Origin of the sequence: Syntrophorhabdus sp., assembly GCA_012719415.1 — a bacterium.
Taxonomy (GTDB): domain Bacteria; phylum Desulfobacterota; class Syntrophorhabdia; order Syntrophorhabdales; family Syntrophorhabdaceae; genus Delta-02.
On the sequence record JAAYAK010000072.1, the window covers coordinates 1 to 13573 of the forward strand.

Genomic DNA, 13573 nt, shown 5'->3' on the forward strand with positions numbered 1-13573 from the left:
ACAGGCGAAAAAGATGCAGGACCGCCTCATGAAGCTCCAGGAAGAGATGGCGGACAAGACCGTGGAGGCGCAGTCGGGCGGCGGCATGGTAAGCTGTGTCGTCAACGGCAAGCAGGAGGTCGTCTCTCTCAAGATATCGCCCGAAGTGCTCGAAGAGAAGGACAATGAACTGCTCGAGGACCTCGTTGTCGCGGCTGTCAACGAGGGGCTCGACCGTTCCCGGGAGATGGTCCAGGAGGAGATGTCGAAGGTGACGGGCGGCATGCAGATGCCCTTCGGGATGTAGGACGTGTTCTATCCCGAACCGATCGAACGGCTTATCGAGAACCTGACCCGGCTCCCCGGCATCGGCCGGAAGACGGCGACACGGCTTGCCTTTTTTCTCCTCAATGCGAAAGAGGGATACATCACGGAGTTGTCGAGAAGCCTCGTCGATATCAAGGAGAAGATACGCCTTTGCAGCGTCTGCTTCAACATCACCGACACCGACCCCTGTGTGATATGCAGGGATGAGAGACGAGACAGGACCTCGGTGTGTGTCGTGGAGGAGTCTTCCCACATGATGGTCATCGAGTCGTCGAATCCGGGGCGTTTCCGGTACCACATCCTCCATGGCGTCATCAACCCCATCGAGGGCGTGGGCCCCGATGACATCAGGATAAACGAGCTTCGCGACCGTGTCGTCCGCGAAGGCATCAGCGAGGTCATCGTTGCCACGAACCTCAACATCGAAGGCAACACCACCGCCCACTACATCGGAGAGATCTTAAAACCCTACGACGTGAGGATCACAAGGATAGCCTCAGGCATCCCCGTCGGCGGAGACATCGTCTACATAGACCCCCTGACCATCAAAAGCTCCCTGGAAAACAGAAAAAAGTTATAAAGACAGGTGATAGGTGATAGGTCATAGGTGATAGGAAGGGATCCTTCCTTCCCATGACCCATAACCCATGACCCATAACCCCTTATCTGCCTCTTCTTCTCTTGCAATCCCCCCCTGATTTATTGTTAACTATTTCGCTGCAGATATTGACAGGAGGAGCTACCGATGAAGAGCGCGAACACAGAACACAAGGATCTTCTTCAATGGGTCGACGACATGGCGCGCATGTGCAAACCTGACAGCGTTTACTGGTGTGACGGTTCAAAGGAGGAGTACGACAGTCTCATGGCCCATGCCGTGGAGGCAGGGTCAGCCATACCACTCAAGAAGCGGCCCAACAGCTTTCTTTTCCGTTCCCAGCCGTCCGATGTGGCCCGTGTTGAGGATCGCACCTACATCAGCTACCATGAGGAATCTCAGGCCGGTCCCACGAACAACTGGATCGAGACCGACGAGCTGAAGGGCATTATGCTCGGCCTCTATGACGGCTGCATGAAGGGCCGTACCATGTACATCATCCCCTTCTCCATGGGCCCCATCGGCTCGCCCATAGCGAAGATAGGCATCGAGATCACGGACAGCCCTTACGTTGTTTGCAACATGCATATCATGACGCGGGTGGGGACGAAGGTGCTTGAACAACTGGGAACCGACGGCGAGTTCATCCCCTGCATGCATTCCGTCGGAGCGCCCCTCGAAAAGGGGCAGAAAGATGCTCCCTGGCCCTGTGCCCCCATGGACAGGAAGTACATCAGTCATTTCCCCGATGAGAACCTCATATGGTCCTACGGGTCAGGTTACGGCGGCAACGCGCTGCTCGGCAAGAAGTGCCTTGCCCTCCGCATCGCCTCGGCCATGGCACGGCGTGAGGGTTGGATGGCCGAGCACATGCTTATCCTGCGGCTTATCAGTCCTGAGGGCAAACAGTATCATATCGCCGCCGCTTTCCCGTCTGCTTGCGGGAAGACCAATCTTGCCATGATAGGACCAACCATACCGGGGTGGAAGGCTGAGTGCATCGGTGACGACATTGCATGGATGAAGCTGAGGCCCGACGGAAGACTCCACGCCATCAATCCCGAAGCAGGTTTTTTCGGGGTGGCGCCGGGCACGTCCTATTCATCGAACTCGGCTGCCATGGACAGCATCAAGGAGAACTGCATCTTCACGAACTGCGGGCTCACCGACGACGGTGACATCTGGTGGGAGGGGATGACCGATGATCCTCCATCCCACACGATCGATTGGCAGGGAAGGGATTGGACACCCGCTTCGAAGGACCCTACGGCACATCCGAATGCCCGTTTCACCGCTCCTGCCCGCCAGTGCCCGATCATCAGCCCCGATTGGGAGAAACTGGAAGGGGTTCCCATCGACATCTTCATCTTCGGAGGCCGTCGTGCCTCGACGGTTCCCCTTGTATATGAGGCATTCAGCTGGGACCATGGCGTGCTTATGGGGGCGACGGCGTCTTCAGAAACAACGGCCGCGAACATCGGGTCCATTGGGAACGTTCGCCGCGATCCCTTCGCCATGAAGCCCTTCTGCGGCTACAACATGGGAGATTACTTTCAGCACTGGCTCGATATGGGCAAGCGTCTGGGAGACAAGGCGCCCCGGATCTTCTACACGAACTGGTTCAGGAAGACTGCCGACGGCAGGTGGCTCTGGCCGGGTTTCGGGGAGAACAGCCGCGTCCTCAAATGGATGTGTGAGCGTGTCGACGGCAAGGCGGGAGCACGGGAGACAGCCATAGGTTACATGCCGTCTGCCGAAGACCTCGACCTTGCGGGACTCAATGTGCCGGCAGAGGACATGAAAGAGCTGCTGCATGTCGATGCCGCTGCCTGGAAAGAGGAGGTCAGGGACATGGAGGAGCATTTTGCCCAGTTCGGAGACCACTTGCCCCGGGTTTTGGCGGAAGAGCTGAAGGCGCTCGCGAAGAGGTTGGAAAGCTAGAGACCGCGGGGACCACGGGGTCCCTCCGGGAGGTTGATGATGGCATCCGTCCGCACCGGCGTCTGCCTGGGGTTCCTGTCCTTGATGTTGCTCACGGCGACCGCGACGGGCGCATGCCTCGTGGTTTCGGCAGGAGAGGGGGGAAGATGTCTTGTTTCCCTTCCCGTCGAGGACGGGTGTATCATTCATCTCGATTTCATCAATTCGATCTACCTCGCTCCCGTACGGGAGACCTTCCTTCATGAGGTCGGCAGGGGGCTTTCCATCATACGGGTGGAGAGCCCCTCTGCCGGCGTTTTTGAGTATTACAGGATTGAGACGGACGGGCCTTCGGCGGAGATGTACCGCAACGTGGGATCCATTCTCCTGAGAAGCCATGATTATGGGAACCACACCGTGACCGTGGGCGAAAGGGTCCTTCGCCTGGAAGACTTTGCTGCGGGAGGCGACCCGCTGACCATCTCCGTGCTTGATGGCGGTTGCGCGCCGGATAAGGGGCGATAGTGGGTCTCGAGCGGAAGGTCCATGCGGGACTCGGCCGGGTCATCGTTGTCGCCGCGGTGTTGATTCTTCTCGCATGCTGCACCCCCGCGGCATTCAATTACGAGGTCTTTGACACATCCGGTACCGCAGAGGCCTTCGGACGCCGCGAGGAGGATATCGATGCCCTGGTGAAGGAGGGCCTCCTGAGGTTCGTCCTGAGCCCTGTGGCGGCAGACGACGGGTATCTCTTCGGTGAGAGGGGAGTCCTGGGAGAGCCCGTGGAGGCGCAATCGGGCGAAAGACTGGAGATACGGTGGGAGGGTTTCTTCCCGAGATACCGCCTCTATTATGTCCCGTCGCCCGGGCACCCGGGCGTCGTCATCGGTGAATGCTACTTTCCCGACGGCTGCAACAACGGGTTCTTCTTCGCCCCCGACGCGGACGGGGACACTGTCCCCGACAGGCTTCGCTACGTCCAGTGGGTGAGCAGCGATTACGGGCGTGACGACGGTGTCCCCGGTTACCTCGACCGTTATCGCTACGTCTACGACGTGGCGAAGGACCGGCTCTACGTCTGGCACGATCTTCTCTTCTACCGATGTCCCCCGCCTTTGAGCACCCCTCCCTACACATGCAGAACGAAGTGCGATCCTCCCTGTAAGGTGAGCACCGTCGGCAACAGGACCTACCCCGTAGTCTTCAAAACGCGCCTTGTCGACCAGAGGTCGCTCCTCGGACAAGAACGGTAGCGTGCGGCCCGTTCAAGGCTTTCCCTCCCGGCTCACGCCTGGCCGGTCTGCCGGGACGCCATGTCCGGTTCATTTCAGGATGACCTGCATTATTCCTGCGTTTCCATTTTCAAGGCGACTGATGTTCCCCTGTCTTGTGCCGATCTTCCTTGCAAGCTCTTCCTGGGTCATATTCTGCTCTGTCCTGGCTTTTATGAGCTGGCTTATTATCTGGTATTCCGGTTCAAGCTTCTTAACCTCTTCGGCAAATTCGGGATCGCTCAAAAGCTTGCCCTTTACTTCGTCCCAGGTCTTCATGAAGGATACCTCCTCTGGTGATCATCTTTCCTTGCGAGAGCCGTCTCCAGTTCTCTCTTATATCGTATAGGATATGTCGATTACAGGTCCTGGATTGCTCCGGAAAGTCAGCATGTGCGTTGCCGCAGATCTATTTTGGACGGATGTGACATGGTCCCCTTGACAATATCGAAATCGTCGCTATAATAGCCTAATCAGGAATGGTTCCTGATTAAAGCCATGGTGAGACAGTCGATGCTGAAGGTATTGAAAAGGAAGGGGCTCAAGATGACGCCTCAGAGGCTGGCTATCATCGAGGCGCTGGCGGCAATGCGGGACCTGCATCCCAGCGCGGGAGCGGTGTACCGGGAGGCGAGGAAGATACGGAAGGGCTTAAGCCTCTCGACCACATATGCCACGCTCAACCAGCTCTCCGCGCAGGGCATCATCAAGACACTTGAGTTCGACACGGCGGAGAACAGGTACGAGGCGAACATCGGTGAGCACGTCAACCTGATCTGCAAGGGGTGCGGGAAGATAGTCGACTACGAGACGCCTACCCCGGCTGATCCCGGCGAGGTGGAGAAAAGAACGGGTTTCTCGGTTACAGACACACGACTGGAGTATTACGGTTACTGTGAAGAATGTCGGAAGAAAGGAACCGGAGAAGGATGAGCGACGAAGGGTGGTTATTGCACACAATGGGGCGGTCAGCCGATCAAGAGAACGAAAGGAGAGAAGATAATGGATGAAGAGAGAACGGGAGGACCTCCCACAGACATGGCTGTTGGCGGCAGGTCGATCCGGGACTGGTGGCCGAACCAGTTGAACCTGGACATGCTGCATCAGAATTCCTCCAAGTGCAATCCGATGGGAGAGGATTTCAACTATGCCAGGGAGTTCAAGAGTCTCGACCTCATGGCTGTGAAGAAGGACCTTGCTGAAGTTATGACGAAGTCGCAGGACTGGTGGCCGGCGGATTTCGGCCACTACGGACCCTTGATCATCCGCATGGCCTGGCACAGCGCCGGCACCTACCGGATGGGTGACGGGCGCGGCGGCGCGGGCAGGGGCAACCAGCGTTTTCCGCCGCTCAGCAGCTGGCCCGACAATGTCAACCTCGACAAGGCGCGCAGGCTACTCTGGCCGGTCAAGCAAAAGTACGGCCGGAAGATATCCTGGGCGGACCTCATGATCCTTGCCGGCAACGTGGCCCTGGAATCGATGGGTTTCAAGACCTTCGGTTTCGCCGGCGGGCGCGAGGACATCTGGGAACCGGAAAAGGACGTCTACTGGGGTTCCGAGAGCGAGTGGCTGGGAGACAAGCGCTACACCGGCGACAGGAACCTCGAGAATCCCCTCGCCGCTGTTCAGATGGGCCTCATCTATGTGAACCCGGAAGGTCCGAACGGCAACCCGGACCCGGTCGCCGCGGCGAAGGACATCCGCGAGACCTTTGCCCGCATGGCGATGAACGACGAAGAGACGGTGGCCCTCATCGCCGGCGGCCACACCTTCGGCAAGACCCACGGTGCCGGCGACGCGTCGCACGTGGGGCCGGAGCCGGAGGCCGCGGGCATCGAGCAGCAGGGCCTCGGCTGGAAGAGCAGCTTCGGCACAGGCAAAGGCGGAGATACGATCGGCAGCGGCCTGGAGGTTACCTGGACCAACACGCCGACAAAGTGGAGCAACAACTTCTTCCGGATACTCTTTAACTTCGAATGGGAGCTGACGAAGAGCCCGGCCGGCGCGCACCAGTGGAAGCCGAAGGGTGACGCGGGCGCCGGCACCGTGCCCCACGCGCACGACCCCTCACAACGCATCGGGCCGACGATGTTGACCACCGACCTTTCCCTTCGCTTCGATCCCATCTACGAGAAGATATCACGACGGTTCTACGAACACCCGGAGGAGTTGGCGGACGCCTTTGCCCGGGCCTGGTTCAAACTGACACACCGCGACATGGGTCCCCGCTCACGCTATCTCGGTCCGGAGGTTCCCGCGGAGGAACTCACCTGGCAGGACCCCATCCCCGCCGTCGATCACAAACTGGTCGATGATAAGGACATCGAATCCTTGAAGGCCAAGGTCCTGGCGTCGGGCCTCACGGTGCCGGAGTTGGTTTCTACCGCCTGGGCATCGGCATCGACCTTCCGCGGCTCCGACAAGCGCGGCGGAGCCAACGGTGCCCGCATTCGCCTGGCACCGCAGAAAGACTGGGAGGTCAACGAGCCTGCCCGGCTCACGAAGGTGCTTAAGACCCTGGAGGGTATAGGAGCCGAGTTCAACGGCGCACAGTCCGGCGGCAAGAAGATATCACTGGCCGACCTCATCGTTTTGGCCGGCTGTGCCGCCGTCGAAAAGGCCGCGAAGAGTGCCGGTCACAATGTGACAGTCCCCTTCATACCGGGACGCATGGACGCCTCGGCAGAACAAACCGACGCGGCTTCCTTCTCCGTGCTCGAGCCGAAGGCCGACGGCTTCCGCAACTACCAGAAGACCCGCTATGCTGTGAGGCCCGAGGAGCTGCTCATCGATAAGGCACAGCTGCTGACCCTGACCGCGCCGGAAATGACGGTGCTCGTGGGCGGCATGCGCGTCCTGAACACCAACTTTGGAGGATCCAGTCACGGCGTCTTCACCAAACGGCCGGAGGCACTCACCAACGACTTCTTCGTGAACCTCCTTGACATGGGTACAGAATGGAAGCCAACCGCGGAGGATGACAGCATATTCGAAGGCCATGACCGCGCGACAGGCGAACTCAAATGGACGGCCACCCGTGTCGACCTCATCTTCGGCTCCAACGCACAGTTGAGGGCCCTGGCGGAAGTCTACGCCTGCGACGACGCAAAGGAAAAGTTCGTACACGACTTCATAGCGGCATGGAACAAGATCATGAACCTCGACCGTTTCGACCTGGCCTGATCGCGGGCAAAACGTTGTCGATGACGCCTGACATGGCGTCGAAACAGACTATCAACCAACAACCGGTTCCAGCGGACGGTATATAGCCGCCGCTGGACCGGGAAGTTGGTCCTTGCTCACATTCTTGTCAATATCCCTTGGAGCTTCAGATAAGATGATTAGCGTTCATTGTGTTTACTTGTGGCGCCAGACCTTGATCGCGGAGATCACCAGTATCACCGCGAGGAGAGGGAGGAGGACAGGGGTTGGGACGATGCCGAGGAGGTGGCCTCCCAGGTAGGAGCCGACGAGGGAGCCGATGGCCATTATGGTTATGAACTTCCACTGTGTGCGGATCACCCCGAAACTGCTGTCGCGGCTGTAGCGGGCGAAGCCGGTGATCATGGTGGGGAGGCTCACTGCCAGTGAAATGCTTCCGGCCAGTTTGAGATCGGCCCCGAAGAGCAGCATTACCGTTGGGATGAGAAGCTCTCCGCCTGCGACGCCCAGCAATGAGGCGATCATGCCGATGCCTACCCCGGCAACGACGCCCACGCATGTCAGGAGCCAACCATGCAAGAGAGGCGCGCCGCCGTCTCTTAAGCCATGTCCAAAGAGAAGGACTGCGGCGATCCCGATGAGAAGGATGGCGATAACGCGGTAGAGTTTGTGGGACCTCAACCGTATGGCCCAGCCCGCACCCAGCCAGGCACCGGCAAGGCTGCCCGAAAGGAGGGTGATGAGGATATCGTAGCGCCCGAAAACACTCGAGAAGGGAACGGTGGCGGCTCGGAAGGGCAGGGCGGAGGCGACTACAACAAGGCTCATGGCCTTGTTGAGAATGACGGCTTCGAGGGCCGCGAAACGAAAGGCCCCTATTAGCAGCGGAAGGCGAAACTCGGCCCCTCCAAGACCGATCAGGCCGCCAAGGATCCCTATGACCGCCCCGCCGCTGAATACGGCAAGAGGATTATGACTGGTGGCCTGCTCCCTGTCCCCGGAGAGGGCATTCTCTTCTGTGTTCATTTTTCGTACCTCGCTGACCCGGTTCGTGTTACCGCTATGTACCGTATCATATAAGGCGGGCAGGATACAACTGAATGGTGTGAGCGACGAAACAGGGAAGGGAGGTTGGCGGGTCCGGTTACCACCTTACTCTCCATACGATCTCATCGTTTCTCATAATATACCTGCATTGTACATTTAGAGAAACTCCAGCGTCATCAGTGAGTCACCATCACAGAAGAGTCTGTTGAAGCACAACCTTCTCAAGGAATACTCCGGCCTGGGATGTATGAAAAACTTACTTGACAAAGGTTAACATCAGCGTTAACCTTATCCCGTGAACAGAGTTGTTACATTCTATACAACGGTTGGTGGAAACTGCCCGATAAAGGAATTTCTTGATTCATTGCCGGCAAAAGCCGCACAGAAAGTGACATGGGTATTGAGTCTGTTAGAGGATTTGGATATTGTACCTTCTTCGTATTTCAAAAAGCTTGTCGGCACCGAAGAGATATGGGAATGCAGGATTCAATCCGGTTCAAACTCATATCGTATTCTGTTTTTTTCTTGGTAACTCCATAGTGGTTCTGACACATGGACTGGTAAAAAGGAGTCAGAAGACACCGAAACAGGAGATAGAAAAGGCAGAAACATACAGGAAAGATTTCTTAAAGAGGAGGATGAAACCATGAGCGATCTCAAAAAGTACATTGGTAAGAGAAAAAAGATAGATAAGGAATTTGCTGAAGGATACAAAGAAGGCTACGAACAGTTCAAAATCGGAGCAATGCTTCGTCAGGCTCGTGAGTCAGCGGGCTTAACGCAGGAAGAGCTGGCTCTCAGGCTCAACACCCGAAAAACAGCAATTTCCAGAATCGAGAACCACGCAGAAGACATCAAGCTATCAACCCTGGAGCGTTTTGCGGCGGCACTCGGGAAGCAATTACGTTTGCAGATTTCTTAACACAACGGCGACAAAAGGACTCCTCTCGCGGGGCAAGTTCGCGGAGATCGTCGGCATCGATAGAAGTGAGATAGACCTGTTCATAGAAGCCGAAGGACTCATGGAAACGGAAGGTACACCCATTGAAATTATGGCTCCTCGGTACATTGCATGATCCAAACACACTCCGGATATGCCTGGTCCCGGCGCGGGGGCTCCGCGTGGGGTCTCTTTGCCGTTGAGCCACGCTACGGATCACACCCGTTACGTGCTTTCGACTCGCTCGATGCTCATTGCGGACAGAGGTGGGAGCGGGCTTTTGACTGGTCGTCCGCAAACATAACTTTGTAGCGTATCGCCACCATGGTGCTGTCAGACGCATCGGTCCCGGCCACTTCCGTGCCCGGTCCGCGCTCCCCGAAACCACAACGGGTCCCGTGATCCTTAAGCTAACGGCTGCCCGCCAAAGAAACCCCACGCTCCGAGGTTGGCTGGAGTTCTGGGTCCGACGGGACTCTCAGCAATCGGGTAAGCCGGGCTCCAGGGCGCCCAGTGCATACCGCAATTGTGCGCTGTCTACTCTGATGGGAAATAATATTTCGTTATGTAGCTTGACAAAAAACATAAGAAAGTATAGTATCGTAGAAGGAGGTTCGTATGGATCAGCAGACGCTAGCCAACCGCCTGAAGGCAGCAAGGGAGAAGGTTGGCCTTTCGGTCGTCGAGGCGGCTCGGAGGCTTGGATATACAAGTTATCAGACGCTGAGCAACATCGAGAAAGGCGAGAGGAAGGTCAAGGCTTCGGAACTCAACCTCTTTGCCAGGGTGTATTTCTGCTCCCTGGACAGTTTTCTCGATGAGGCTTTCCAGGGGAAAACAATGGTCTTGCTCTGGCGAAAAGCCCCTGAGGGCGATGCCAGGAAAGAACTTGAATCAGCCATTACGTATCGCTGCGAACAGTATCGTTCCCTTGAAAGGTTGCTGGGACACGAAAGCACCGGTGACCCAAAATTCATCGATCTCAGAATCAACGACATCAGCACTCCCGGAAAGATCGACTCTCTTGCCGGCGATACCTGGAGGCTTCTTGAGCTTGGCAGCAGGCCGGCCTTGACGCTCAAGAACATACTGGAGCAGACATACGGGGTAAAGTTCATCTATCAACCCCTCGCGAGTATCAGCTCGGCCGCCTCCACCGTCCATCCCGATTTCGGGCCCGTGATCGTCATCAACTCCGATGAAGCGCCCTGGCGCCGCAACTACGATCTTGCACACGAGCTATTCCACCTCATTACCTGGAAGATCGTTCCCGCGGAAGAATTGAGCGGGGATTACCTTGCGGAGATAGAAAAGAAGGCGGACCGGTTCGCCTCCGCGCTCCTTCTCCCCGAGGCGGAAGTAAGAAAGGCGATGGACAAGGTCATGGAGAATCAAAAGACCCTGACCTATGCGGATGTAGTCGACATTGCCAGGGACTTCGGCGTTTCCACGGTGGCCCTTCTGTACCGCCTGTCCGCCATCGGGTGCATCGAATGGGAAACGGCCAGAAAGCTGGCCGGCGATGAAACGCTGGCCAGACTGGACAAGAAGAAGAGGATCGACGACTGGGGCGACAGACCCGTTTCCGACCGGTTTCACAGCCTCGCCGTGAAGTGCCTGAGAAAAGGACTCCTCTCCCGGGGCAAGTTCGCGGAGATCGTCGGCATCGATAGAAGCGAGATAGACCTGTTCATAGAAGCTGAAGGGCTCATGGAAACGGAAGGTACGCCTATTGAAATTATGGCTCCTCGATGCTGACGTAATCATAGACCTGATCAGACTTGAAATATTCGACAAACTTACCGCACTGCATGAGATACACGCAGCATCGACGGTCATCGATGAAGTCAAATACTGCATAAGAGACGGCGTGAAAGTGCCGATCCCATTCCGAGGGAAGTACATTGACACGGGGACTGTCCGTGAGGTATCCGCTGAACCCGAGGAGCTTGCCGAGGCACTCAATCGTATTCCGGAGAACCAGCGCAGTGTCATCCATGGAGGAGAACTTGAATCCATGGCGGTTCTCGTCCGCCGGGACGACCTTGTCTTCTGCAGTTGCGATGCCGCCACCATACGGACCCTGCCCTTTCTTGATCTCTCTGAAAGGGGTATTTCAGTCGAACGACTGCTCAAAACCTCGGGTCTCACACAATCGAGCTTCGAGGACCGTCACACAGAAGCATACTTCAAGAGCAATCTGGATATCGGGAAGAAAAGCAAACTCGGCTTACTCTCTACCAGTCCGTCGTAGCGCTGTGGCACAACACCGAAGGGCATAGAAGAACTGAGTACGTATGGAGACTCTCCTCTTCGGCCGGTTGTCGCGGTGGCTCCGCGTGGGGTCTCTTTGCCGTGCAGCCACGCTACGGATCACACCCGTTACGTGCTTTCGACTCGCTCGATGCTCATTGCGGACAGAGGTGAGTGCAGGTTGCCGGTTGGTCGTCCGCAAACATAACCCTATCGCATATCGCCAACGTGGTGCTGTCAGACGCATCGGTCCCGGCCACTTCCGTGCCCGGTCCGCGCTCCCCGAAAACACAACGGGTCCCGTGATCCTCCGCTAACGGCTGCACGGCAAAGATACCCCACGCTTCGAGGTTGGCTGAAGGTGATAAGAAAGAAGAAGTGAAACAAACATGCAAGATTCAAGTGACAATTGCTGGTGTATGCAAGGGGAGGGCATGGCAACATCGCTCCTATGGACGCGATGGAGATCGAGTCCATAATCGGCCCTTTTGAATCTAGACCTCTTGACAATTGCTTCCTGAAAGCAATAAGCAAGGCAATCGTGGAAATATCCACGGTTTCATGTGGTAATTGCGGACATTCAAAGAGCATAACAATATCGTTTTTGTGGACTCGATGGAGATCAAGTCCATAATCATCCGTTTTTCATGTCGGACTTACACCTTTGGTGTAAATTTATCGATAAATGTAGCGTTAGGCGAGTTGATTCCTTGAAGTGCTGTTCTCTGGCTTGAATACACGGCACTGGAAAAGTAAAGGATTCAATACAATTCTTATTGACATGTGCTCAGGATAATAACAGAATAATCTAAACACTAAGCGTATCCATTGGCTGAATGCGATAGAGAAATAATTGGTTTATCGAGGAACGTTCCGATGTTTCTAATCGAGAGCGATGATGATTTCGGACGACGTTTGGCGGACAGGTCAACAACCCCCGGGGTTATCCTCGAAATCTGCCGAGAATAACAGAAACAGGACGCAAGACTAGAGGATCAAGAAGTCAAAGGCTAGATGTAACCGATTGACTTATTGTACTGTGTGGAGATTCTGGATGAATCGTGAATCACTTGTCAGAATTACCGGTATTCCAAAGAAAGGGATTTGGGAAAAACCTTGGATTAGCTATGCTTTGGTTGTGTTGTCGATCTGTTGTTCCGTTGCAGTCGCTTACATGGGTTGGCAAATTAATGAGAAGATTACCAAAATCAACGTCGAGTCCAGTGAAACAACGGCAACGAAAAATCGGGAACTCAGTAAGCAAATTCACGATGAAGATACCAAATTCAGAAGTCAAAGCGATAGCATGGCTCGGGCGATGGCGCAGTCAAGCGTTGATCAGCAAAAGATATCTTGGACAGTTTCGTTACTCCCGCATCTCTCAAGTGCTGATTCTAAACTGCAGCTATACGCTTCATTGGTGCTACGAGATCTGAAGGAAAAAGGTGTCTTTCCAGATCATTTGATGCCGGCAATTGGGAGGGCAGCGTTTGACGAAAGAACGGACCCTGATGCTGCTCACATCCTTAAAGAGCTGTTTGGGAAGGGCAAAGGGCAATATACCCTGACTATGGGCAGCAACTTGTTTTCGAATGTACCATTTGCCTTGTCGCTTGACGAGAGGAGATATTTCATAATCAACTCCGATAAAGGGCAATTTTCCATAAGCGTTATAGTCGGCAATGAAAAGATCGCTGAAGTTGAGATCGTGAACAACAGGCCAGTTCGCAATTCTCTCTCTAATGTTTTCTTGACTCATGGACAGACCCTGATTGTCTCCAGTTTGGATGACGGTAAACAGATTTACAAAGCCAACGTCGGACGAGAGATTGACTTAACCTATCTGACTCCAGACAAACCAGTTCGCATCAGAGTAGCTCCTGACAGAATCCAAGTCGGGGGGTCTACTCTTTCAAACAATTCTATATCCAATTTTATGGTGGGGATAATTGTTTTCAAGAATGGTGGTATGGCCTTGGGTGGAAACTCCATTGCGCCTAAGGCTGTTCGGGAGCTCTATCTCAGAACTATCGGCAAACGATAACAAAGCGATGGAGTTGATGGTTTAGAATC

The 13573-nt window shown here is 55.4% G+C and carries 13 protein-coding genes and 1 pseudogene; 12 read left to right on the forward strand and 2 right to left on the reverse strand.

All coding sequences use genetic code 11. From position 1 onward, the window contains the following. The 5 genes from GXX82_04325 to GXX82_04345 form a co-directional block, all read left to right on the forward strand. Positions 1 to 286: YbaB/EbfC family nucleoid-associated protein (locus GXX82_04325; GenBank protein NLT22254.1), on the forward strand; the 286-nt coding region annotated here is incomplete at its 5' end. A 3-nt stretch (positions 287 to 289) separates the two neighbouring features. Beyond that, positions 290 to 886, forward strand: coding sequence for a recombination protein RecR (recR, locus tag GXX82_04330; protein NLT22255.1), 597 nt, complete (start codon positions 290 to 292; stop codon positions 884 to 886). 165 nt (positions 887 to 1051) lie between these two features. Continuing rightward, a complete protein-coding gene (locus GXX82_04335; GenBank protein NLT22256.1) occupies positions 1052 to 2845 on the forward strand; it encodes a phosphoenolpyruvate carboxykinase (GTP) in 1794 nt (597 codons plus the stop codon). A 36-nt stretch (positions 2846 to 2881) separates the two neighbouring features. Beyond that, the gene (locus GXX82_04340; protein ID NLT22257.1) at positions 2882 to 3349 is read left to right on the forward strand and encodes a hypothetical protein; all 468 of its coding nucleotides are present in this window, start codon (positions 2882 to 2884) and stop codon (positions 3347 to 3349) included. After that, the gene (locus tag GXX82_04345; GenBank protein NLT22258.1) at positions 3349 to 4077 is read left to right on the forward strand and encodes a hypothetical protein; all 729 of its coding nucleotides are present in this window, start codon (positions 3349 to 3351) and stop codon (positions 4075 to 4077) included. Before GXX82_04340 ends, GXX82_04345 begins: the two co-directional genes overlap by 1 nt. Positions 4078 to 4146: 69 nt before the next feature. On the opposite strand, the gene GXX82_04350 is transcribed toward GXX82_04345, so the two are convergent. Further along, positions 4147 to 4374, reverse strand: coding sequence for a helix-turn-helix transcriptional regulator (locus GXX82_04350; GenBank protein ID NLT22259.1), 228 nt, complete (start codon positions 4372 to 4374; stop codon positions 4147 to 4149). Between the two features lie 234 nt (positions 4375 to 4608). On the opposite strand from GXX82_04350, the gene GXX82_04355 reads away from it, so the two are divergent. Both GXX82_04355 and katG read left to right on the forward strand, forming a co-directional pair. Next, positions 4609 to 5028 (forward strand): transcriptional repressor, encoded by a 420-nt coding sequence (locus tag GXX82_04355; protein ID NLT22260.1) that lies wholly within the window; start codon positions 4609 to 4611, stop codon positions 5026 to 5028. Between the two features lie 69 nt (positions 5029 to 5097). Further along, the gene (gene katG, locus GXX82_04360) at positions 5098 to 7281 is read left to right on the forward strand and encodes a catalase/peroxidase HPI (protein ID NLT22261.1); all 2184 of its coding nucleotides are present in this window, start codon (positions 5098 to 5100) and stop codon (positions 7279 to 7281) included. A 174-nt stretch (positions 7282 to 7455) separates the two neighbouring features. Here the strand turns inward: katG and GXX82_04365 are convergent, their stop codons facing one another. Next, on the reverse strand, positions 7456 to 8286 hold the full coding sequence (locus tag GXX82_04365) for a sulfite exporter TauE/SafE family protein (GenBank protein ID NLT22262.1): 831 nt from the start codon (positions 8284 to 8286) through the stop codon (positions 7456 to 7458). Between the two features lie 316 nt (positions 8287 to 8602). On the opposite strand from GXX82_04365, the pseudogene GXX82_04370 reads away from it, so the two are divergent. The 5 genes and pseudogenes from GXX82_04370 to GXX82_04390 all read left to right on the forward strand — a co-directional run bounded on the left by GXX82_04370 (position 8603) and on the right by GXX82_04390 (position 13544). Next, positions 8603 to 8957, forward strand: a pseudogene (locus GXX82_04370) (type II toxin-antitoxin system RelE/ParE family toxin). After that, complete coding sequence (locus GXX82_04375; protein NLT22263.1) at positions 8954 to 9229, forward strand: helix-turn-helix transcriptional regulator; 276 nt, start codon at positions 8954 to 8956, stop codon at positions 9227 to 9229. The pseudogene GXX82_04370 and the gene GXX82_04375 overlap by 4 nt, the downstream one beginning before the upstream one ends. A gap of 636 nt (positions 9230 to 9865) precedes the next feature. After that, on the forward strand, positions 9866 to 11005 hold the full coding sequence (locus tag GXX82_04380) for an ImmA/IrrE family metallo-endopeptidase (protein ID NLT22264.1): 1140 nt from the start codon (positions 9866 to 9868) through the stop codon (positions 11003 to 11005). Beyond that, positions 10980 to 11501 carry a hypothetical protein gene (locus GXX82_04385; protein ID NLT22265.1) on the forward strand — a complete coding sequence of 174 codons (522 nt, stop codon included), beginning with the start codon at positions 10980 to 10982 and terminating at the stop codon, positions 11499 to 11501. The genes GXX82_04380 and GXX82_04385 overlap by 26 nt, the downstream gene beginning before the upstream one ends. Positions 11502 to 12554: 1053 nt before the next feature. Beyond that, positions 12555 to 13544: a hypothetical protein gene (locus GXX82_04390; GenBank protein NLT22266.1), complete on the forward strand. Its 990-nt coding sequence runs from the start codon at positions 12555 to 12557 to the stop codon at positions 13542 to 13544. Positions 13545 to 13573: the final 29 nt, after the last annotated feature.